Raw genomic sequence first — 22,044 nt, 5'->3', positions numbered from 1 at the left:
CGGAAAAGAGGAAGCAGGGAACAAGTCGGGGCGTCTCGCAAATACGCAGCAGATCTCTCATTTAACATAATATACATTATGTGCACCAAAGGTAACGATGGCAAAACCTGACGTTTCTGGTGCGGTCATTAGTCGTTAGCCAGTTTGTTCCCTCATTACAGTCAGACGACACTGTCATCACTTATCGTCGGTAATCCCGCCTGCGCGCTCAGTAAAATCGTTGAGGGTCTGCTTTTCCTGCCGCGAGTCATAAATCAGTTCTTCAGACCCATCATCGTGATGGCGGATAATTTGATAATCGGGTTCAGGATTCTGGCGCTCAGTCTCGTAAGCAGCCCGAAACGCCGGATCTTGCAAAAGTTTTTGCCGTAACTCGTCAAGCGTGATGTATTTTTTCACAGGTTTGCCTCGTCAGAATGCTGCCGCACCGACTAAGGCCTGGTGGGCACAAAATATCAGACTGTACACGAGCTGATGCCGGCTGGCCTTAAAATCCTGCCCCGGCATCGCGCTCTGTCAGAACTCAACGGGATCGATTTTTACGGCGCTCGTTTGCCAGATATGCTCACAGTATTCCTGAATGGCACGATCAGACGAGAACATACCTGATTGAGCCGTATTCATCACCGACATTCGCGTCCAGCGCTTTTCATCGCGCCAGGCCTGATTCACCCGCTCCTGACACGCTGCATAATCGGCAAAATCAGCCAGTACGAAAAACGGATCGGAATAAAGAAGATTGTCGAGCAGCCCGCGAAACATCTCTTTGTCGCCACGGGAAAAGCAGCCCTGAGCAATCTGATCGAGCGCGTCGCGTAAATCCTCACTGGACTCCACATACTGCGCAGGACGATATCCCTGATGCTTAAGCCCTTCCACCTGCTGCGCGGTCATACCAAACAAGAAGAAGTTATCCGCCCCCGCCTGCTCGCGAATCTCGACATTCGCGCCATCGAGCGTGCCAATCGTCAGCGCGCCGTTCATCATAAATTTCATGTTGCCCGTGCCGGACGCCTCTTTGCCTGCCGTGGAGATCTGCTCGGACAGATCCGCCGCCGGATAGATGTAATGGCCATTTTTGACATTGAAGTCGGGATAGAAAATAACTTTTATGCGATTTTCGATGACCGGGTCATTATTAACCACCTCGGCGATACCAGAAATCAGGCGAATAATCAGCTTCGCCATCTGATACCCTGGTGCGGCTTTGCCGCCAAAGATAAAGCAGCGCGGCGCGATATCCAGCGACGGATTGCGGCGCAGTCTACTATATAAGCTGATGATATGTAACGCATTAAGATGCTGCCGCTTGTATTCGTGAATCCGTTTTACCTGCACATCAAACAGCATGTCGGGCGGAATATTTATACCCACCGTCTTATAAATACGCGCCGCCAGCGCTGCCTTGCTGTCACGTCGGATGGCGCGCCAGGCTTCCTGAAAGGCGGCATCCTCGGCATGCGCCGCCAGCGCATTGAGGCGCATCAAATCGCTTCTCCACTCTGCCCCAATCGTCGCGTCAAGCAGGCGTGCAAGGCCCGGATTGCTCAGCATCATAAAGCGGCGCGGCGTCACTCCATTGGTTACGTTGAGAAAACGTTCTGGATACATATCAGCGAAATCGTGCAGGACTGTCTCTCTGAGCAACTCAGAGTGGAGCGCCGCTACGCCATTTACGTGATGGCTGCCAGTGATGGCGAGATGGGCCATGCGAACCTTTTTATCGCCGTATTCGTCGATGAATGACATACGCGCCACGCGAGCCTCGTCGCCGGGAAACGTGCGGCGAACCTCATCCAGAAAGCGGGAATTGATTTCGTAAATGATCTCCAGTAGCCGCGGCAGCATGCTCTGCATCAGCGGCAGACTCCACGTCTCCAGCGCCTCAGGCAACAGCGTGTGATTGGTATACGCGAACGTGCGCTGTGTGATGGACCAGGCCTCCTCCCATGACAGCAAACGCTCGTCAATAAGAAGCCGCATAAGCTCAGCCACCGCAATAGAAGGATGCGTGTCGTTAAGCTGTGCGGCAAAACGATCGGCAAAGCGTTCAACGGGTAAATGGCTGGCATCCATCAGGCGGAGCATGTCCTGCAAGGAGCATGAGACGAAGAAATATTGCTGAGCGAGACGCAGGCGTTTGCCACTGTCTGGTTCGTCATTAGGATAGAGCACTTTTGACAGCGTCTCAGAAACGACCTTTTCTTCCACGGCCTGATAATAGTCGCCCGCGTTAAAGTCCTCAAAATCGAATGACTCCACCGCTTCACTCTTCCAGAGCCGCAACAGGTTACAGGTATTTACGCGATAACCCTGCACAGGCATATCGTACGCGACCCCTTTTACCTGTCTTGCCGGTGTCCAGCGCACGCGCAGCTTGCCCTGCTCATCGGTCAGCATCTGCGTGGCGCCGCCGAAGCAGACATAAAAGCTGATGTCAGGCCGACAGATTTCCCACGGAGTGCCCATTTTCAGCCACTTATCTGTGCGCTCTACCTGCCAGCCGTCAACGATATCCTGATCGAAAATGCCGAATTCGTAACGGATGCCATAGCCTATCGCCGGGATTTCCACTGTCGCTAATGAGTCGAGATAGCATGCTGCTAATCTTCCCAGCCCGCCATTACCGAGGCCCGGTTCTTCCTCGATTTCAAGCAACCTGTCCAGATCCTGTCCGAACGCGCGCATGGCCTCGCGCGCCTCGCTTTCAAGGTCGAGGCTGATTAAATTACAGCCGAGTTGCGGGCCGATAAGAAACTCCGCTGAGAAGTAACAGGCCACCTTGACATGATGAAGGGCATAGTTTTGGACAGAAGCCGTCCAGCGAGCAAGCATGCGATCCCGGACGGTCCAGGCGAGCGCCATATACCAGTCCTGAGCGGTGGCGATGTCAGGATAACGGCCCTGGCGGCAGACAAGGTTTCTGACCACATCATGCTGGAAGGCAGCGCTGCCTGCCTCATCGGATGCGGTTTTTTCGCTGCCGGTAGCGGTGGGTACAGGGATATTATTATTCATATTTTGCCTCACACTGGCGCTGAAGACAGAGCCATATATGATCAATCCCGGTTTTATAACTCAGTGATGCAGCTAAAAATCCAAAAGGGCGTGCCGGGAAGGAGGCGAAACAGCAAAAGCGATGCCAGAGGCAGACCTTACAGGGAGCGAATGCAATTTTACTGACATTGCCCGACAGGCATCCTGTCATCGAAGCTCCTCATGAAAATCACATAGCGGGATTCACAAGGCTCAGGACCCTCAGTACGCTCTGTTTTACAGGGGGTTGGTTTTGACATGCGAATAGCAGGCATGTTCTTTAACAGGATAGTCAGTCGCGCTGAGGAGCACAAATTCAGCGCGTGTGCCGTCGCGATTGTTCTCCGCCCTTCTCTGCGCTGTGCCCGATACTGTCGCTGACCAGTCGCTCGTCGCAACCTTAACGCAGTGATTATCTTCTTCAGCGAGACCTGGGCTTCCTGCTAGCTGCGCATTGAAAACCAGGTCTGCTAGACAGGGAGAAAATAGTCAGGGCGGCTACCGGCCATCTGAAGCTGGCCGGAGCGCTGGCGTCAGTAAAGCAGCCTTTAGTGAGCGAGGCTGGTCTGGCTGTGCACATTAACCGGGGCGAAAGCGTTGCGATTAACAGATGGCTGATGACAGAGGTAAATCGCTCTGTAACGTTTAATCTGCTTTATTACTTTCAGTAGAGGTTTGATGTTCTCCGCGCACTGTCGGGTTTTCAGCAACCGTTGCGTATGGTCTGTCAGACATTGCAAATAGCGCGCCCGCAGAATGTTTTTATCTTCCTGACGCAGCCACTCGGCTACCGGCATAAGCAAATAAGTCACGACATCCTCAGGACGGTAGCTGGTATAAAGCTGCCAGAGATAGTGGGCGCGCGTCTCATCGGTTCCTGAGACTAGCTGTAAAATAAACTCCTGCCGGCGACATTCCCAGCCGCTGTGTCGGTACTGCCAGGAATCGTTTAACAGCGTGCTGATTTCGCTGAGGGTATCGCCTGATGAAGACAGGATGGAGATGACCCTGATTTGGGCCACCTGTGATTCGCTGTACCCTTCCTGAGAAGGCGGCGTAATCAGTGATGCGGACTGCCAGCACTTAAGGGTGGCGGGCAGGATTCTGGTCATACGGCAAACAAGAGCGGCTGAAGTAAACAAAATAATAATCTCCGGTGCTTAATAATTGAACAAAGAATGACCTGCGGCCTTCACCTGAGAATTGATGTAAATCAATAAATGTCGGGTACCCCTGCCCACCCCAAAGTGATTAAGACTATTCCTGGTCGGCAAGCGGCAGACCTGACTGCCCGACGCGTGTAGCCTCCTCCGTCAGACCTTATAAAAAGGACTAATGCAACGATCCGTGACCGATACGAGGTGCGCCTCACGCTTTTTTTAAGTCGCAGGCTCTTTCCTGATTAAGCCCTGCCTGTTAACTGGTTGCGGCAAACACAGGAGCCAGCGTATTTATCACCGGTTATACTGATTTGCCTGTCGGCGTGCGCCACCGTTTCAGAAATGCGTCAGAAACCGAGCCGAGGAAGATTAAGTGGATTTACGGCTCGTCGGATGCCAGCCGCGCGCTGGTGGACACCGGTGATACGCGCCCGATTGCGGCGGAACATGCGGCCTTTATTGATAACAATGGAGATAAGAGAATGCCTGAGATTGTGGTTTACGCGGTAGAGGGTCGTTCTGCCGAGCAGAAGAAAAAGCTGATGGCAGGGATCACTGAGGCAGTGGTGGCAAGTTTTGGTGTAGAGCGCGATCGCGTCGTGGTGTCGATTGTTGAAACGAAAGCCGATAATAAGGCGCGCGGCGGCGTGCCGTTCAGCGAGCTGAATAAGTCGTAATTACAGCGCTGGCGAGCCATCGTCAGCGCCTGTTCCGCGAATTACCGGCCTGTTGCCGACGCGGTCTGATGAAAACGCATCAGATCGGCGCGGGTATCAATATCCCAGACGCACCCCCGGTCTTCTAACCTGACGGCGAGGCAAGGCGCGCTTTTCAGCAGCGCGCGGGCGCCGGTATCGCCTTGCAGCCCGATTAGTGCCTGATAAAAGCCGCGCTGAAAACCGACCGGATGCCCTGGCTGTCCACTGACGTCTGCCCGCGCCAGCGGCGCATCATGCAGCGCGCTGGCTACGGCCAGCAGGCTTGCGCTGCGCAGAAAAGGCATATCGCCCAGCGTAATCAGCCAGCCGTCGTAATCTGGGCTGGCCATGACGCCCGCCGCGATCGACTCTCCGGTGCCTTCGCTACGGCAAATAACGGCGCGACCCACGCCGATAAGGGCATGGATCTGCGTATCTTCAGGCCGCGTTACCACAAACAGATCCAGACCGGTTGCCGCGGCCTGCTCTATGCTGTGCTGCAAAACCGGCTTGCCGTTGAGCCGCGCCAGCAGTTTATGCTGACCGCCGCTTTGCCTGAAGCGCCGACTTAAACCGGCGGCCAGCATCACAATAGCGATCTTCATATCAGACTGCCCTGCTCCAGCGCCGGTTCGGCGGACTGTTCAGGGGCAATCACGCAGCCGTTTTTATAGCGCACAATATCCGCCAGAACGGCCAGCGCAATCTCGGCTGGCGTTTTACTGCCAATATCCAGCCCAACCGGCGCATGGATACGGCTAATCTGCTCAGGCAGTAACTCCCCGAACTGATCAAGACGCTCTCTCCTTCTCAGACTGTTCTTCTTCGATCCCATCGCGCCGATATAGAAAGCCGGCAAATTCACCGCCTCCATCATGGTCAGATCGTCAATGCGCGGATCGTGGGTCAGCGACAGGATCGCCGTACCGGCATGGCAGCCTTCCCGCTCCAGATAAACGGCAGGAAACTGTTTAATCAGCTTCACGGCGGGATCCAGAGAAGAGGCCATATTCTCCAGCACCTCTTCGCGGTGTTCGCACACAATAGTTTCGAACCCCAGCGCGACAGCAAAACTGGCGCAGAACAGCGCCACGCTGGACAGTCCGCCGATCACCAGCCTGGGGGCGGTAGAGAGCGTAAGCGTAATGGCCGCGCCGTCGCGGCTGGTCAGGGTTTTACTGGTATAGGCGGCGGGCGTCAGAGAGTGACAGGGATGCGGCAAAAGGATCGTCTTTTTAATCGCCGTCGCCGCCCTCAGCGCGTCATGCATCTGTTGCAGATAAGCCGTGCTGGCTGCGCCGGGCGGCAGTTTTTCAACCAGAATATCCAGCACGCCGCCGCAGGGCAGCGCCCTGTCCGGCTCGAAACCGCCTTCGCCGTAGCGCACGATCTGGCTGGCCGCCGGAAACGCGTTCTGGTTGATGCGCTCGATAAAACTCTCTTCTACGCAGCCCCCTGAAAGAGACCCGCAATGATACCCCTCTTGCCTGATGATCATCATAGCGCCAGGCGGGCGCGGCGAAGATCCATAGGTCGAAAGCACCGTACAGAGCCATACCTCATGCGTTTCAACCCACTGTATACCCGCGTTTAATACCTGCATATCAAGGTTGTGCATGGCCTGTTTTCTCCGGCAATAATGACGCCAGGGCAGCCCCTGGCGTACAAAAGATAAATAGTCCCGACTTTCTCTGCCGGTGTGTTAATAAACAGGCTGGGGTCGCGGTCGGCATCAACCAGCATCCGCGTTCTGCAAAACCTGGCCAACAATAAAACTTAGCCCGTTTAAGGCGAATGCGACAGTCAGCGCTGACAGCGTCCGGACAGGCAGACGTTTTAACGCCTGAGGGAACGGGTCAACGGCGCATCCGACAGCCTGACGCGCCGGGCAAACAAGCTGCTGAGGGCCTGCTCTTTTTCGCCTTTACCCCTATTGTCGAGTTGTCAGATAGCAGGGGATCACGCATCCAGCTGCGTCTGAATCCACTGCAAAAAGTGGTACACGCGCGGAAACTGCGCATAGCCGCGAGGATAGACCAGGTGATGCGCGCTGACGGGCAAGCTCAGCGCGCTGTCGAATACCGTGACCAGTTTGCCGCTGCGTAAATAGTCGGCGGCCAGCAGCTCACTTTCGAAAATAAGGCCGTGACCGAGCATCGCCGCTTCCAGACTCATATAAGAACGGTCGAAGCGAAACAGCCACTCTCTGGTCGGCTGCGGTAATTGCTGCGTAGCAAACCACTGCGGCCACTGAATTAACGGCGACTCGGACAAAATCAGCGCATGGTTATTTAACTCCGTCGGCTCGCGCAGAGGAAAATTTTCCAGATAAGCCGGAGACGCCAGCACCGACATTTTTTCATGGCGAATGGTTTTTATTTCAAACGCTTTCCATTCGGGAAAGCCGTGGCGCACCGCAATATCAATGTTGTCGCGACTAAAAGATAAATTTTCGTAAGAGCACGAGAGCGTAACCTGAATTTCGGGATGGGCTTCACGAAATTTATGAATACGCGGCAGCAGCCAGAGTAAACCAAAGCTTGGCGCGCAGTGAATACGCAGCGCGCTGCGATCTTTTTCGTCGCGCATACGTAACGTCGCCTGCGTCAGGCCGAGCAGCAGCGGCCTGATCTCCTCTAAAAAGCGCTCTCCCGCCAGCGTCAGCACGACGCCTTTTGCCGACCGGTTAAACAAAACAGACCCCAGTTCTTTTTCCAGCCTGGCCAGCTGGTGGCTGGCCGCCGAGGGGGTAATATTTAAATTTTCTGCGGCGCGGGCCACATTTTCGGTTTGCGCCACCTCTTCGAAAACACGCAGCGACTTTAATGACGGCAGCTGATTCATGGGTTTTTCCATTCCCTCTCCTGGCGAAATTTTGTGATTAATGTCCGCTTTAAAAAATGAGAAATGTTAACTGCATCAAACCAACAATTTCATTCAGCATCAAATGAATTTTTTTGCATTGCCAATTTTCTCGCTATTTCTGATGCTGAGGATGAACCCTGCTGGTAGCAATACCGAAACATATTAATAAGAGTCTGGAGCTGAACATGTTACTGAAAGATAAAGTCGCTATTATCACGGGCGCCGCTTCGCAGCGTGGTATCGGACGCGCAACCGCAGCCTGCTTCGCCCACCACGGCGCGCGCGTCGTAGTGCTGGATTTGGATGAAAGCGCCGCGCAGCGTACCGCCCTGGAGCTGGGATCGGGTCATCTGGGGCTGGAAGTCAACGTGACGGCCCCCGCCGCGATTCAGCGCGCGGTCGCTCAGGTGTTAAAGGAATATGGCCGTATTGATGTGCTGGTCAATAACGCCGGCATCACGCAGCCGGTGAAAACCCTGGAGATTGGCATTGAGGATTATAACCGTATCCTGGATGTTAACCTGCGCGGCACGCTGCTGATGTCGCAGGCGGTGATCCCCGCCATGCAGCGGCAAGGCGGCGGCAGTATCGTCTGCCTGTCGTCGGTATCGGCGCAGCGCGGCGGCGGCATTTTTGGCGGTCCTCACTACAGCGCGGCAAAAGCGGGCGTGCTGGGCCTGACGAAAGCGATGGCGCGTGAATTTGGCCCGGATCAGATCCGCGTCAATGCCCTGACGCCTGGCTTGATCCAGACCGATATCACCGGCGGGCTGATACATGATGAGCGCCGTCACGCCATTATTGACGGCATTCCGCTGGGTCGTCTCGGCGCGGCTGACGACGTCGCTCATGCCGCGCTGTTTCTTGCCAGCGATCTCTCCAGCTACCTCACCGGCATCACTTTAGACGTGAACGGCGGCATGCTGATCCACTGATCGACCTCCTTTTTCTCCAGCAGCCCGGCTGCTGGTTCACTCCGGGAGTGACTCTCATGACAACGCTGAATATCAGCGCGGCTGTGGCTGCGCGCGATGGGGCTTATCGCAAAATCGCCTGGCGTTTGATGCCGTTTTTAATGTTGTGTTACCTCTGCGCCTATCTGGATCGCGTTAACGTCGGCTTCGCCAAATTGCAGATGATGGACGATCTGGCGCTGAGCGAAACGGTTTACGGGCTGGGCGCGGGGATCTTTTTCCTCGGCTATTTTTTCTTTGAGGTGCCCAGCAACCTGATTTTGCATCGCGTCGGCGCACGTCGCTGGATCGCCCGCATTATGATCACCTGGGGTGTGATCTCCGGCGCCTTTGCCTTTGTCGAAACCGCGTGGCAGTTCTATCTGCTGCGTTTCCTGCTGGGCGTGGCTGAAGCCGGACTGGCGCCCGGCCTGCTGCTCTATCTGACCTACTGGTTTCCCTCCCACCGCCGGGCGCGTATGACGGTGCTCTGGTTCGTGGCGATTCCGCTCTCCGGCATGATCGGCGGTCCGCTCTCCGGCTGGATTATGGAGAGCTTTGCCGGGACGCATGGCTGGGCGGGCTGGCAGTGGATGTTTATGCTGGAGGCGATCCCCACCGTGCTGATGGGATTGGTCGTGCTGGTGGTATTAAAGGATCGGGTTGAGCAGGCTCCCTGGCTCGATGAAAGCGAAAAACGCATGGTGCGCGCCGACCTGGACGAGGATAACCAGCAAAAATCCCATCACGGCACCGTTAAAGCTTTTGTGGCCGATAAACGTCTCTGGACGCTGGCAACCATCTATTTCTGCGTGGTGATGGGCCAGTATGCCCTGACCTTCTGGCTGCCTACGCTGGTGAGAAACGCAGGAATCAGCGAGCCGCTGCATATTGGCCTGCTGACCAGTTTGCCCTACCTGTGCGCCATCGTTTTTATGCTCATGGCTGGCCGCAGCGGCGACCGCCATCGCGAGCGCCGCTGGCATCTGATTGTGCCGATGATCATCGGCATGGTCGGCCTGGCGCTGGCTACCTCGCTCGGCCATAGCGTTGCGCTGTCGCTGTTTTTCCTCTGCCTGGCGGCGGCAGGCATTCTCTCCGCCTCATCGCTGTTCTGGATGCTGCCTACCAACCTGCTCGGCGGCGTCTCCGCGGCGGCCGGGATTGCGGCGGTGAACTGCATCGCCAATCTGGCTGGATTTTTCTCGCCCTGGCTTATCGGCTCCATTACCACCCTGACCGGATCGCCCGCGTCAGGCATGTACTTTATCGCTGCGGTTCTGCTGTTTGGCGCGCTCTGCGTGCTGCGCATCCGGGCGGCAGATGTTAATCGCTAATCAGGAGGTGTTATGCATACCGCTACTTCGCTGCCGCTGCCGTCGTTACGCCAGCGCGCCACTCATATTCGTCGTCATGCGCTGCTGATGGGACAGGTACAGGGTCAGGGCTACATCGGTCAGGCGCTGGGCGCCGCCGATCTGCTCGCCGTCAGCTACTTCCATGCGCTTAACTATCGTGCTGAAGAGCCGGAATGGGAGGGTCGCGATCGTTTCTATCTCTCTATTGGCCATTACGCCATCGCCTTGTACGCCGCCCTGCTGGAGGCAGGCGTGATCCCTGAGGAAGAGCGCGATACCTACGGCAGCGATGAAAGTCGCCTGCCGATGTCAGGTATGGCCGCCTACACGCCCGGCATGGAGATCACGGGCGGCTCCCTCGGCCACGGCCTCGGCATCGCCGTGGGCGCCTGTCTGGGGCTAAAGCGTAAAGCGTCATCATCATGGGTGTATAACCTGCTCTCTGACGGCGAGTTGAATGAAGGATCTACCTGGGAAGCGGCAATGTCGGCCGCGCACTGGCAGCTTGATAACCTGATCGCCATTATCGACGTCAACAATCAACAGGCAGACGGCCACAGCAGCGAGATTCTGGCGTTTGAGCCGATTGTCGATCGCTGGCAGGCGTTTGGCTGGTATACGCAGCGCGTCGACGGCAACGATATTGACGCGCTGGTTGCCGCCTTTGATGCGGCGCGCAGCTGGCCGCAGCCGCAGCCGCGCGTCATCATCTGCGATACCCGCATGGGCAAAGGCGTGCCTTTCCTTGAAACCCGTGAGAAAACCCACTTTATTCGCGTTGACGCCGATGAGTGGGACAAGGCCCTGACTGCGCTGGAGCAAGGAGAATAAAATGAGCACTTCTACAGTAAAAAAACGGCTGACCACCTCGGCGATGATCGCCTCCATTGCGGCTGAAGGCCAGCCGACGGAATCCGCGCCCTTTGGTCATGCGCTAGTCGATCTGGCGCGCAAACGTCAGGACATCGTTGGATTAACCGCAGACTTAAGCAAATACACCGATCTGCATCTTTTCGCTGAAGCCTTTCCCGATCGCTTCTTTCAGATGGGCATGGCCGAACAGCTGTTGATGAGCGCCGCCGCCGGGATGGCGCGCGAAGGTTTCACGCCCTTCGTCACCACATACGCCGTTTTCGCCTCACGCCGCGCCTATGACTTTATCTGTATGGCGATTGCGGAAGAAAACCTGAACGTGAAGATCGCCTGCGCGCTACCCGGCCTGACAACCGGCTATGGTCCAAGCCATCAGGCCACGGAAGATCTGGCGATATTTCGCGGTATGCCCAACCTGACCATTATCGATCCCTGCGATTCACGGGAAATCAGCCAGGTTGTGCCTGCTATGGCTGAGCATCAGGGACCCGTTTATATGCGGCTGCTGCGCGGCAAGGTCCCGCTGGTGCTGGATAAATATGACTATCGCTACCAGCACGGCAAGGCGCAGCGCCTGCGCGCAGGCAAACACGCGATCATTATCAGCAGCGGCTTGATGACGATGCGCGCGCTGGAAGCGGCGGAACAGCTGGAGCGTCGGGGCATTGACGTTGGCGTGGTGCATTCGCCTGTGATTAAGCCGCTGGATGAAGCCACCATCCTGCGCGAGGCGGGAGAAGCAGCCAGCGCTGGACGGCTGGTGATTACCGCAGAGAACCATTCGATTACCGGCGGACTGGGCGAAGCCATTGCGTCAACGCTGATGCGCCACGGCGTGACGCCGCGTTTCCGGCAGATCGCCCTGCCCGATGCCTTTCTGGCGGCGGGCGCGCTGCCGACGCTGCACGACCGCTACGGCATTTCCACCGAGGCGATGGTAGCGCAGATTGAGACCTGGCTGGAAAACCGCTGACAAAAAAGATGTCCGGACAGGCTATCTGTCCGGCATTTCGTTATTAATGTTCAGCGCCTGACGCTTTACTGATAGCGGCCTGAAGCGCTGACAGCTCAACACCGCCGGCAAAAACCGTGACGTTATCACTGTTCGCCTCTTTTACCGGCATAACAATAATCCCTGGCGTTCCCATAAACCCAAGGCTCTGCGCCAGCGTATCCGTACGCGCCAGGACATTCAGCATTGTCTCTGGCTTACCCTTCAGCTTACCGGCGGCGGATGCCGCTTTTTTAATATCGGCCTCTGTCATCTGGCCTTCCTGATGCCCTGTCGCAAATAAGGCATTGTGGTAATTCAGGTACGCGTCCGCTCCCTTTTGCTGCCAGATCATTACGCCGGTTTCCGCCGCCGTTAAAGAGGCTTTCCAGCGCGCGGCGAATATGGGCCACTCCATAAAGACATAGCGCACTTCCGGACTGGCCTGCATTAGCGACTGGATAACCGGAGCCTGCCTTGAACAGATTACGCACTGGTAATCAAAAAATTCGATAACGGCGACTTTCGCGTCTGACGGGCCGACTGAAGGGACGGATTTATCACTAAGCAGCGCATCCTGTTGCTGGATAACGGCAGCGGTTATTTTTTTTATCTGCTGTTCATGCTGCATGGACTCAAGTTTTTCGCTCACTTCAACCAGCACCTCTGGATGCGCCAGCAAATATTGTTTAGCGACAACACCGATACGCTGCTCCTGCTCAGGCGTGAATAGCTCAGCGGCGTCTCCCTCCGTCAGGCTGGCCTTGCTCTGCTCGCCCGGCGTAGATTCCTTAGCGGCAGGCTTTTCTGCCGCCGCAGGCGTAGAAGAGTCCTGAGCTGCGTCTGAAGCGGCCTTATCCGCCGCATTAGCAGACGCTGAAGGCGCTGTTGTAGCAGGTGAATCCGCGTCTGAGGATCTGTTAGTGGCTGCGTTAACGGGCGCCGAAGGCGTTTGCGGCCTCTCTGCGGACGCCTTTTCATCGGCGTTAACTGAAGATGCTGAAGGCGCGCCCGTAGCCGCTGCGGCCTCTTTATCCTGACGCGGTTCTGCCTGAACGCCTTTCTCTGAGGATTCGCTATTGCTGTCTACCGATGACGCTGCTGAATCAGCAGAGTCCGTTGGGACGGCGCTCAACGCCTGCGATTCCGCTGAAAATCCTGTGCTGGAAGCGGTAACGCCAGCAATGAGCATTATAGCCAGAGCGATATTATGTTTTTTCACAATGAAAATGGGTCCTTTGAAGAGTGGTAGATGCCCGCTAAACGACAGGCAGTGCTTTCTATTGTCCCTGGCTCCCTGACTGGCTGGTTTGATTCACGTCATTGCCCCTGCTGGCTTTTCTGAATGAAAGGGCAACCTGCACATAATTTTAAATGTGCGTCATTAACTGGGAACACATGTATGATGTAACTAATAAAGAGTTTATCTGCTGTTGACGCATATCGTTATATAATCGGAAATATATCGAATCACGGAGTCAGCTATGTCTCGTATGTTGCGTCTTTCCCTCTTAGCGGGGCTACTCAGCCTCAGCAGTTTTACCAGCCAGGCCAGCCGACTCGTCACAGACCAGCTTGGCCGCCATGTCACCCTCCCCGACAAGGTGGACCGCGTGGTCGTGTTACAGCATCAGACGCTGAACCTGCTGGTTCAACTCAATGCGACCGACAAGATTGTGGGCATTCTTGCTAACTGGAAACAGCAGCTGGGTGACGGATATGCACAGCTGGTTCCGGAGCTTACCCATAAAGCCATGCTGGGCGACCTCACCCACGTAGACGTCGAAAGTCTGGTCGCACTTCATCCCCAGGTGGTTTTTGTCGCTAACTACGCCCCGCAGGAGATGATTGATAAAATTTCTGCGCTGGGTATTCCGGTCATCGCCATTTCTCTGCGTCATGACGAACCCGGCCAGCAGGCAAAAATCAATCCCGGTATGGAGGATGAAGAGAAAGCTTATGGCCTGGGGCTAAAAGAAGGCATCATGCTGGCAGGCGAAGTCGTCAACCAGCAGCAGGAAGCCAAAGCGCTGATCGACGCGGCTTTTGCCGGGCACAAGCTGGTTGAGGATCGCCTCGCTTCCCTGCCCCAGTCGCAGCGCGTACGCGCCTATATGGCCAACCCCTCGCTGATGACGTACGGATCCGGTAAATATACCGGCCTGATGATGAAGCATGCTGGCGCGCTGAACGTTGCCGCAGCCAGCGTTCAGGGGTTTAAGCCGGTCAGCATGGAACAGATTATTGCCTGGAATCCTCAGGTGATTTTTGTGCAGGATCGCTATCCTGAAGTGGTTAACGAGATCAATCAGAACAGTCAGTGGCAGCCTATTGACGCCGTGAAAAATCACCGCGTCTGGCTAATGCCCGCCTATGCGAAAGCCTGGGGCTATCCCATGCCTGAAGCGCTGGGCCTGGGCGAACTGTGGATGGCCAAACAGCTCTATCCGGAAAAATTCCGCGACATCGATATGCAGCAGCTGGCCGACCGCTGGTATCAGCGCTTCTACCGCACCCATTATGTCGACACGACTGCATCTACTGGCAGCCGGTAGCCTGCGGCCGGTCTGGCCGGCACTGATGGCGGCGTTTAGCGCGCAAAGCGGCATAGCCACTGAAACCGTCTTCGGCCCGGCGGGATTGCTGCGTCATCGCATTGAACAGGGCGAGGCTTGCGCCCTGTTCGCCTCTGCCAGCCTGCAACATACTGAGGCGCTGCTCCAGCAGCGCCTGGCAAGCGAAAGCCGCCTCTTTGCCGCCAACCGCCTCTGCCTCACGGCCAGAGCGGACATCGTTACTGCTGGGGATAACTGGCTCAGCCTGCTGCAACGCCCGACACTACGGCTGGCGACCTCTACGCCGCTGAGCGATCCTTGCGGCGACTATACGTGGCAGATGTTTGCCGCGCTGGAGCGTTATTATCCCGGTCTGGGAAAAGAGTTGCGCCAGCGTGCGCAAACGCGGGTGGGCGGGCCTGACAGTCTGGCACTGCCCCCAGGCGCGATAGCCGCGCACTGGCTGTTAACCCATCATCATGCCGACCTGTTTATTGGCTATGCCAGCTATGCGCCTCGGCTGACTACCTTTCCTGCGCTGAAGGTTTTTGACATCCCGGCGGATGTCAATGTTGTGGCGCATTACGGTTATGCGGTTTGCCAGCCGTCGGCGCGGCAGCTGGGAGATTTTTTACGTTCAGACACGGCGCAAACGCTGCTGCTGCAACAGGGATTTTTGCAGTTCACGCCGCAGCGTTAAACATCTGAATTGCGTTTTGTCCTCGACGAGGCGAAGCTGTCCGCCATGCAATTCACCAGCAGGACTGATTATGGACAACCGCCTCTGCCGCGCGCTTCAGATAAACTTCCCGTTAATACAGGCGCCTATGGCGGGCGTATCGACGCCTGAGCTGGCCGCCGCCGTCAGTAACGCAGGCGCGCTCGGTTCGGTTAGCGTCGGCGCCTCAAATCCAGCGCAGGCCAGCGCCATGCTAACGCGCCTGTGCGAGCTGACTACCGCGCCGTTCAATGTGAACCTCTTCTGTCATACCCCGCCCGCACGCAATGCTGAATGTGAAAATAGCTGGATAGAACGCTTCAGACCGCTGTTTGCGCAGTATGGTGCGCAACCCCCCGCCTCTCTGACGGAGATCTACCCGACGTTCAACGCTGATTCGCCGATGCTGGATGTGATCCTCGATGCGATGCCTGCCGCGGTGAGTTTTCATTTTGGCCTGCCTGAACCGCGGGTCCTCGATCGGCTAAAAAGCCGGGGTATTGCGACGCTGGCCAGCGCCACCTCCGTTGAGGAGGCGCGGCTTATCGCGCAGGCGGGCGTTGATTTTATTGTGGCGCAAGGCATCGAAGCAGGCGGTCATCGCGGCATGTTTGATCCTGAAAAAGCGGATGCGCAGATGAGCACTCTGGCGCTGGTACAGGCAATTCTCAGCGACAGCGACCATCCCGTCATCGCCGCAGGCGGCATTATGGACGGCAAGGGTATCGCCGCGATGATAAAGCTGGGCGTGACGGGCGTGCAAATGGGGACGGCATTTATCCTCTGCCCGGAATCGGCCGCGAACGCGGCCTGGCGCGCGGCGCTAAAAAGCGACGCAGCGGCGCACACGGAGCTGACCGCCGCGATATCGGGCAGACCCGCGCGCTCTATTCGCAATGCCTTTTGTGACGTTACGCGCGGCATCAGCGCTAAGGCGATCCCCGCTTATCCTCTGACCTACGCATTAGGCAAAGCGCTGAACGCCGCCGCCGCCGCGCAGGGCGAACACGGCTTCGGCGCGCAGTGGGCGGGCCAGGGCGCAATGCTGGCGCGCGAACTCCCCGCCGGGCAGCTGGTGCAGACCCTGAAAGCGGAGTATCAGGCCGCGCTTAGCGCCTGACTCAGTGCCCCACCGTCTTAGAGAAGAGATTGACCACCAATACGCCCGCGATGATCAGCGCCAGACCGACGATCGCGGGCAGATCCAGCTTCTGCTTAAACCAGATCCAGCCGACCGCAGAGATCAACACAATGCCCACGCCGGACCAGATGGCATAGGCAATACCGGTCGGCATCGTGCGCAGCACCAGCGTCAGAAAATAGAAAGCGATAATGTATCCGCAGACTGTGATAACGGAGGGCCACAGACGCGTAAACGATTCAGACGCCTTCAGACTACTGGTGGCAATGACCTCCGCCACAATAGCGATAAACAGATATAGGTAACTCATAACATCCTTTTTTAAACAAACGAACGCCGCCGAACAGTGAAGCGGACTGCCATGACAGAGAAATGATGAGTTTAAGAGATGCGCGTTAACAAAGGGAAACAGCTACGGACAGGTTTGATATGAATCAATAAACGGCAAACGTCCGGGTTCGCCGCTTTAGCTTATCGACACTGGCTGGCGCAATTCTGCACGCAAATCTGCGCTTCGCTGCTACAGGAGCCGTTGCCTCTGGTATTGCAGTGCGAACGCTCGACATAGCAGTTCTGCTGACAGCTGGCGACATCGCATTTTGCCGCCACCGGCGTGAACTGGGCAATGGGCGCGCGTCCGGCAAAGAGGGTCTGAGAAACCGTCGGCTGCGCCTGTGCGCTTTGCCCCAGCAGCAGCGCGCTCAGCATCAGCATGGCGTAACGCATTTTCATTTTTACTCTCCCTGGGTTCTACACGGGCTAAGTATGGCTGGCAATATGGCTCATGTCTGTGCGCGGCAGACAAAAGCTGCTGAAAATGACGTGCGGCCACCTGAAACGATCGATTCACGGCCGTTCACATGCACCACTGGAGTGCATTCTGGCGCGCACTGGTGCCCGCGCGCGCGCGTCTGACGCCTGACAACCCCGCCCCGCGCGGCTCGGCGAGTTGGTACAAAAGTTGCAGCCGTTAACCCATTAACAAGGAACGGAGCATAAGATGAAAGCGATTGTAATCGGCGGCGGCATCGGCGGCATGAGCGCGGCTATCGCGCTGGAAAGAGCGGGCATTGAGACTGCGGTTTATGAAGCGGTGAAAGAGATGAAGCCGGTCGGCGCTGCTATTTCCATCTGGCCGAATGGCGTAAAGTGTCTGAACACGCTGGGCCTCAAGTCGCAGCTGCGCGCGCTGGGCGGCAATATGGCCTTTATGGCCTATCAGGATTTCGCCAGCGGCGCGACCCTGACGCGCTTTAGTCTGGAGCCGCTGGTGAAGCAGGTCGGTGAATACCCCTACCCGGTCGCGCGCGCCGAGCTTCAGGCAATGCTTATCGACAGTTACGGCCGCGAGCGGGTCAGCTTTGGCAAGCGGGTCACGGAGATTATCCAGCACAACAGCGGCGTGACGGCCTGTTTTAGCGATGGCACCACCGCTCAGGGTGATTTGCTGATCGCCGCGGACGGGGCGCACTCGGTTATCCGTCACGCCGTACTGGGTGAGCAGGTAGAACGACGCTACGCCGGTTACGTAAACTGGAATGGCCTGGTCGAGATTGATGACGCCCTGGCGCCTGCCGATCAGTGGACCACTTTTGTAGGCGAAGGCAAACGCGTCTCGCTGATGCCGGTCAGCCAGAACCGCTTTTATTTTTTCTTTGACGTTCCTCTGCCAAAAGGTCTGGCGGAAGATCGCAGCACCCTTAAAGCCGATCTGGCCCGTTACTTTCAGGGCTGGGCGCAGCCGGTGCAGCGGCTGATCGACGCCATTGATCCGGCCACCACCAACCGTGTCGAAATCCATGACATCGAACCCTTTAGCCGGTTTGTCAGAGGCCGTGTTGCGCTGCTGGGCGATGCGGCTCACAGCACCACGCCGGATATTGGTCAGGGCGGCTGCGCGGCGATGGAAGATGCCGTCGTGCTGGCCAGCGCGCTGAGCGCGCATTCGCTGGGAATAGAGGATGCGCTGCTGCGCTATGAGGCGCGGCGCGTCGAACGCACCCGCGATCTGGTGCTGAAGGCCCGCAAACGCTGCGACGTCACCCATGGCAAAGATGCGCAGGCAACCCAGGCCTGGTATCAGGAACTGCGTCAGGAAACCGGCGAACGGGTGCTGGCCGGCATGTGCGAAACCATAGAAGGCGGTCCGCTGGGCTAAAACAAAAGCGGGCCGTGCGCCCGCTTGCGGTTAGTCAGCCAGTCCGCGATTTTTCAGCATCGGCTCCAGCTTCGGCTCGCCGCCGCGCCAGTTCTCATACAGCTGTTTTAAATCGCTACTGTTGCCGCGCGACAAAATCATCTGGCGGAACCGATCGCCGTTTTCGCGCGACAGCCCGCCGTTCTCGACAAACCACTGATAGCCATCATCCGCCAGCATCTGCGTCCAGATATAGGCGTAATAGCCCGCCGCATAGCCGCCGCCCCAGATATGCTGGAAATAGCTGGAGCGATAGCGCGGCGGAACGGCCGCCAGCGCCAGATTATCGCTTTGCAGAGACTGCTGCTCAAACCCCTCCACCGATTTCGGCGCGTCGCCTGCGCTAATACTGTGCCAGTGTAGATCGAGCAGCGCGGCGGCCAGCAGTTCGCTCATGTCATAGCCTTTGTTAAACCGGCTGGCGCGCACGATTTTTTGATGCAGCGCCTCCGGCATCGCCTCGCCGCTCTGGTAGTGACGCGCATAGTTCAGGAACACCAGCGGCTCGCTGGCCCAGTGTTCATTGAACTGCGAGGGAAACTCAACGAAATCGCGCGGCGTCGCGGTGCCGGAGAGGCTGGGATAACGCTGGGTAGCAAAAATCCCGTGCAGCGTATGACCAAACTCATGGAACAGCGTGACGACCTCATCCCAGCTCAGCAGCGCCGGTTCGCCTTCCGGCGGTCGGGTGTAGTTGCAGACGTTATACACCACCGGGCGCGTTGCCAGCAGGCGCGACTGATTCACGAAGTTGCTCATCCATGCGCCGCCGCCTTTGTTGTCGCGCTTAAAGTAGTCGGTATAGAACAGCGCCAGCGGCGCGTCATCCACATCGAAAATTTCATAGACGCGCACGTCGGGATGATAAACCGGCAGATCGTGACGCTCGCTGAAGCGAATGCCGTAGAGCTGATTCGCCGCCCAGAACACCCCTTTCTCTAGCACAGTGTTTAGCTCGAAGTAAGGGCGGATCTGATTTTCGTCGAGATCGTACTGCGCCTTACGCACCTGTTCGGCATAATAATTCCAGTCCCAGGCTGCCAGGGTAAAGTCGCCCTGCTGCTGGTCAATGGTCTGCTGAATCGCCGCCGCTTCCCGTTCGGCGCGCGCACGCGCGGCGGGAACAATATTGCGCATAAACGCAAAGGCCGCGTCCGGGGTTTTCGCCATCTGATCCCTGAGCTGCCATTCAGCAAAGGTAGCGAAGCCCAGCAGCTGCGCCTGCTGAGCGCGCACCTGCGCCAGCTCCAGCAGCAGCGCGCGGGTATCATTTTCGTCGCCCTTCTCGCTGCGGCTGACAGAGGCGTTAAACAGCGCCTGACGGGTGGCGCGCGAGCGCAGCGTCTGAAGCGCCGACTGCTGGGTCGTGTTTTGCAACACCAGCAGCCAGGCATTCTCCAGTCCGCGCGCTTTCGCCGCTGCCTGCGCCACGGCAAGATCCGACTGACTCAGCCCCGCCAGCTCGCCCACCTCCTGCACAACCAGCCCGCCCGCTTTGGTGGCGGCCAGCAGTTTGTTGGTAAAGCGGGTACTCAGGCGCGCCGCCTGCTGATTCAGCAGTCTGAGTTTACTCTTCGCCTCTTCCTCCAGGCTGGCGCCTGACAGCTGATAATGTTGCCAGGTCACTTCCACCAGCCGGAGGGATTCAGGATCGAGCGCCAGCGACTGGCGCTGCTGATAAACCGCATCCAGCCGCGCAAACAGGGTGCTGTTCAGCACGATTTCATCGTTCAGGGCGGTGAGCTGCGGCGCGATCTCTTCATCGACCTGTTGCAGATAGTCGCTGGTATGCGCAGAGGTCATCGCGCCGAACACCAGATTGACCCGCTCCAGCAGCTGACCGCTGCGCTCAAGCGCCTCGAAGGTATTAGCGAAAGTGGGCGCGTCCGGATTGCTGGCAATCGCCTGCACCTCCTGACGCTTCTCCTCTATGCCCGCCTGAAGCGCAGGCAGAAAATCGTGTTCCTGAATCTGGTCAAAGGGTGGCGCCTGCCAGGGCAACGTACTGACCTGGAAAAACGGATTTTGTCTGACGTTCATGCCTCGCTCCTGATCGCTGTGCAAAAGATTATCCTGGCAGGTTGCCGCGCTGCGGACAACTCAGCAGGCGGCGGCGTCGCGCGACCAGACCCTGCGTCCATTCACCCAGGTTTGCGCGATATTGCGATCGTCGCCCAGCGTCATCAGCACAAAAAGTCGCTCCCAGATTGCCTGGCTGTTGCCGATGCGCAGGCGCTGTAGCGGCGACACGGCGGGATCGATCACCACAAAATCGGCTTCTTTGCCTGGCGCGAAGTTGCCGATATAGTCATGCTGATCCAGCGCGTGCGCCCCGCCGAGCGTGGCGTGGTAAAAGGCCTCCGCAGCGCTGAGTCGGTACTGCTGTAGCTGCCCGACTTTATAGGCCTCTCCCAGCGTCTGAAGCATATTGAAGGTGGTGCCCGCGCCGACATCCGTTCCGATACCAATTCTGACGCCCTGCTGCCAGCTGCGCTTCAGATTGAATAACCCGCTGCCAAGAAACAAATTAGAGGTCGGGCAAAAGGCAATGGCGGAATCCGTTTCATGCAGACACTGCCATTCATGGTCCTCCAGATGCAGACAGTGCGCGAACAGACTGCGTCGTCCGGTTAGCTGATAATGGTGGTAGACATCAAGATAGCCTTCGCGCTGCGGAAACAGCGACCTGACCCAGGCCACCTCCTGCGGGTTCTCGCTCAGGTGCGTATGCAGCCAGACGTCGGGAAACTCCTGCCGCAGCTGCTGAACTTTAGCAAGCAGCGCGCTGGTCGAGGTCGGCGCAAAGCGCGGCGTCAGCGCGTAGCTGAGACGTCCGCGCCCGTGCCAGCGCTCAATCAGCGCGCGGGTATCCGCATAGCTCTGTTCCGGGGTTTCCAGCAGCGCGTCAGGCGCATGGCGGTCCATCATTACCTTTCCGGCAATGATGCGCATATCGATGGTTTCCGCGGCGCTGAACAGCGCATCGACCGACTGAGGATGAACGGTACCGAACACCAGCGCACTGGTGGTGCCGTTCGCCAGCAGCTGTTGCAGAAAGAAAGCCGACATGGCGGCAGCATGATCCGCGCAGTGGTACTGGCTCTCGACGGGAAAAGTATACTGGTTAAGCCATTCAAGCAGCTGTTCGCCATAGGCGCCAATCATCTCTGTCTGCGGATAGTGAATATGCGTATCGACAAAACCCGGCACAATCAGTTTGCCGCGCATATCCAGTAGATTGTCAGGCCGCTGCGCCAGCGCATCCCAGGCATAGAGTGCGACAACTCGCCCCGCTTCAATCAGCAGCACGCCGTCTTCGATATAGCGCGCCCGCGCCATTATCTCCTCAGGATCTTCTGCCACGCCGGTAAAATCGAAAAAGCTGGCGCGGATAGCGGTGGTCGTGTGCGACATAGGGTTCCTTATCGCGCCCATACTGGCGCGAACAACATGAGATGAATGCTTTCATGTTGCAACCCCTGTGCCAGAGCCATGTTAT

Annotated in this window: 20 protein-coding genes; 9 read left to right on the top strand and 11 right to left on the bottom strand. The window is 57.3% G+C overall.

What is annotated here, in order from left to right; all coding sequences use genetic code 11:
* Positions 1–177: 177 nt before the first annotated feature.
* The 3 genes from BBB56_RS17000 to BBB56_RS16990 all read right to left on the bottom strand — a co-directional run bounded on the left by BBB56_RS17000 (position 178) and on the right by BBB56_RS16990 (position 4,148).
* Positions 178–387: a hypothetical protein gene (locus tag BBB56_RS17000; protein WP_233593055.1), complete on the bottom strand. Its 210-nt coding sequence runs from the start codon at positions 385–387 to the stop codon at positions 178–180.
* 129 nt (positions 388–516) lie between these two features.
* Entirely contained in the window at positions 517–3,018 is a 2,502-nt protein-coding gene (locus BBB56_RS16995; RefSeq protein WP_123802119.1) for a glycogen/starch/alpha-glucan phosphorylase, read from the bottom strand.
* Between the two features lie 566 nt (positions 3,019–3,584).
* Positions 3,585–4,148 (bottom strand): MerR family transcriptional regulator, encoded by a 564-nt coding sequence (locus tag BBB56_RS16990; protein ID WP_123802118.1) that lies wholly within the window; start codon positions 4,146–4,148, stop codon positions 3,585–3,587.
* Positions 4,149–4,519: 371 nt separating this feature from the next.
* Between BBB56_RS16990 and BBB56_RS23980 the strand changes: the two genes are divergently transcribed.
* The gene (locus tag BBB56_RS23980) at positions 4,520–4,873 is read left to right on the top strand and encodes a tautomerase family protein (protein WP_369409914.1); all 354 of its coding nucleotides are present in this window, start codon (positions 4,520–4,522) and stop codon (positions 4,871–4,873) included.
* 41 nt (positions 4,874–4,914) lie between these two features.
* On the opposite strand, the gene BBB56_RS16975 is transcribed toward BBB56_RS23980, so the two are convergent.
* The 3 genes from BBB56_RS16975 to BBB56_RS16965 all read right to left on the bottom strand — a co-directional run bounded on the left by BBB56_RS16975 (position 4,915) and on the right by BBB56_RS16965 (position 7,750).
* On the bottom strand, positions 4,915–5,499 hold the full coding sequence (locus BBB56_RS16975) for a nucleotidyltransferase family protein (protein ID WP_123802117.1): 585 nt from the start codon (positions 5,497–5,499) through the stop codon (positions 4,915–4,917).
* Positions 5,496–6,512, bottom strand: a complete 1,017-nt coding sequence (locus BBB56_RS16970; protein WP_123802116.1) for an XdhC family protein — start codon at positions 6,510–6,512, stop codon at positions 5,496–5,498. The genes BBB56_RS16975 and BBB56_RS16970 overlap by 4 nt, the downstream gene beginning before the upstream one ends.
* A gap of 341 nt (positions 6,513–6,853) precedes the next feature.
* Positions 6,854–7,750 (bottom strand): LysR substrate-binding domain-containing protein, encoded by an 897-nt coding sequence (locus BBB56_RS16965; protein WP_123802115.1) that lies wholly within the window; start codon positions 7,748–7,750, stop codon positions 6,854–6,856.
* Positions 7,751–7,944: 194 nt separating this feature from the next.
* On the opposite strand from BBB56_RS16965, the gene BBB56_RS16960 reads away from it, so the two are divergent.
* Genes BBB56_RS16960 through BBB56_RS16945 form a run of 4 tightly spaced genes read left to right on the top strand, consistent with a single transcriptional unit; the run spans position 7,945 to position 11,916 of the window.
* Positions 7,945–8,694 carry an SDR family NAD(P)-dependent oxidoreductase gene (locus tag BBB56_RS16960; RefSeq protein WP_123802114.1) on the top strand — a complete coding sequence of 250 codons (750 nt, stop codon included), beginning with the start codon at positions 7,945–7,947 and terminating at the stop codon, positions 8,692–8,694.
* A 56-nt stretch (positions 8,695–8,750) separates the two neighbouring features.
* Positions 8,751–10,049 (top strand): MFS transporter, encoded by a 1,299-nt coding sequence (locus BBB56_RS16955; protein WP_123802113.1) that lies wholly within the window; start codon positions 8,751–8,753, stop codon positions 10,047–10,049.
* Between the two features lie 12 nt (positions 10,050–10,061).
* A complete protein-coding gene (locus BBB56_RS16950) occupies positions 10,062–10,901 on the top strand; it encodes a transketolase (RefSeq protein ID WP_123802112.1) in 840 nt (279 codons plus the stop codon).
* 1 nt (position 10,902) lies between these two features.
* The gene (locus BBB56_RS16945) at positions 10,903–11,916 is read left to right on the top strand and encodes a transketolase family protein (protein ID WP_123802111.1); all 1,014 of its coding nucleotides are present in this window, start codon (positions 10,903–10,905) and stop codon (positions 11,914–11,916) included.
* Between the two features lie 43 nt (positions 11,917–11,959).
* On the opposite strand, the gene BBB56_RS16940 is transcribed toward BBB56_RS16945, so the two are convergent.
* Positions 11,960–13,156: a DsbA family protein gene (locus BBB56_RS16940; RefSeq protein ID WP_233593054.1), complete on the bottom strand. Its 1,197-nt coding sequence runs from the start codon at positions 13,154–13,156 to the stop codon at positions 11,960–11,962.
* 262 nt (positions 13,157–13,418) lie between these two features.
* Between BBB56_RS16940 and BBB56_RS16935 the strand changes: the two genes are divergently transcribed.
* The 3 genes from BBB56_RS16935 to BBB56_RS16925 all read left to right on the top strand — a co-directional run bounded on the left by BBB56_RS16935 (position 13,419) and on the right by BBB56_RS16925 (position 16,327).
* Positions 13,419–14,489, top strand: a complete 1,071-nt coding sequence (locus tag BBB56_RS16935; protein WP_123802110.1) for an ABC transporter substrate-binding protein — start codon at positions 13,419–13,421, stop codon at positions 14,487–14,489.
* On the top strand, positions 14,455–15,189 hold the full coding sequence (locus BBB56_RS16930; protein WP_123802109.1) for a substrate-binding domain-containing protein: 735 nt from the start codon (positions 14,455–14,457) through the stop codon (positions 15,187–15,189). Before BBB56_RS16935 ends, BBB56_RS16930 begins: the two co-directional genes overlap by 35 nt.
* A 70-nt stretch (positions 15,190–15,259) precedes the next feature.
* Complete coding sequence (locus BBB56_RS16925) at positions 15,260–16,327, top strand: NAD(P)H-dependent flavin oxidoreductase (protein ID WP_123802108.1); 1,068 nt, start codon at positions 15,260–15,262, stop codon at positions 16,325–16,327.
* 1 nt (position 16,328) lies between these two features.
* Here BBB56_RS16925 and BBB56_RS16920 read toward each other — a convergent pair whose 3' ends face one another.
* Both BBB56_RS16920 and BBB56_RS16915 read right to left on the bottom strand, forming a co-directional pair.
* Positions 16,329–16,658, bottom strand: a complete 330-nt coding sequence (locus BBB56_RS16920) for a DMT family transporter (protein WP_123802107.1) — start codon at positions 16,656–16,658, stop codon at positions 16,329–16,331.
* Positions 16,659–16,819: 161 nt separating this feature from the next.
* Entirely contained in the window at positions 16,820–17,080 is a 261-nt protein-coding gene (locus tag BBB56_RS16915) for a hypothetical protein (RefSeq protein WP_123802106.1), read from the bottom strand.
* Between the two features lie 268 nt (positions 17,081–17,348).
* Between BBB56_RS16915 and hpxO the strand changes: the two genes are divergently transcribed.
* Positions 17,349–18,506 (top strand): FAD-dependent urate hydroxylase HpxO, encoded by a 1,158-nt coding sequence (gene hpxO / locus BBB56_RS16910; RefSeq protein WP_123802105.1) that lies wholly within the window; start codon positions 17,349–17,351, stop codon positions 18,504–18,506.
* Between the two features lie 30 nt (positions 18,507–18,536).
* On the opposite strand, the gene dcp is transcribed toward hpxO, so the two are convergent.
* Both dcp and guaD read right to left on the bottom strand, forming a co-directional pair.
* Complete coding sequence (dcp, locus tag BBB56_RS16905) at positions 18,537–20,585, bottom strand: peptidyl-dipeptidase Dcp (protein ID WP_123802104.1); 2,049 nt, start codon at positions 20,583–20,585, stop codon at positions 18,537–18,539.
* 60 nt (positions 20,586–20,645) lie between these two features.
* Positions 20,646–21,959: a guanine deaminase gene (guaD, locus tag BBB56_RS16900; RefSeq protein WP_123802103.1), complete on the bottom strand. Its 1,314-nt coding sequence runs from the start codon at positions 21,957–21,959 to the stop codon at positions 20,646–20,648.
* Between the last annotated feature and the right edge of the window lie 85 nt (positions 21,960–22,044).

It is taken from the genome of Candidatus Pantoea deserta, assembly GCF_003813865.1.
Lineage (GTDB): Bacteria > Pseudomonadota > Gammaproteobacteria > Enterobacterales > Enterobacteriaceae > Pantoea > Pantoea deserta.
The sequence above is the reverse complement of the archived record's forward strand: the minus strand, read 5'-3'. Positions and strand labels throughout refer to the sequence as shown.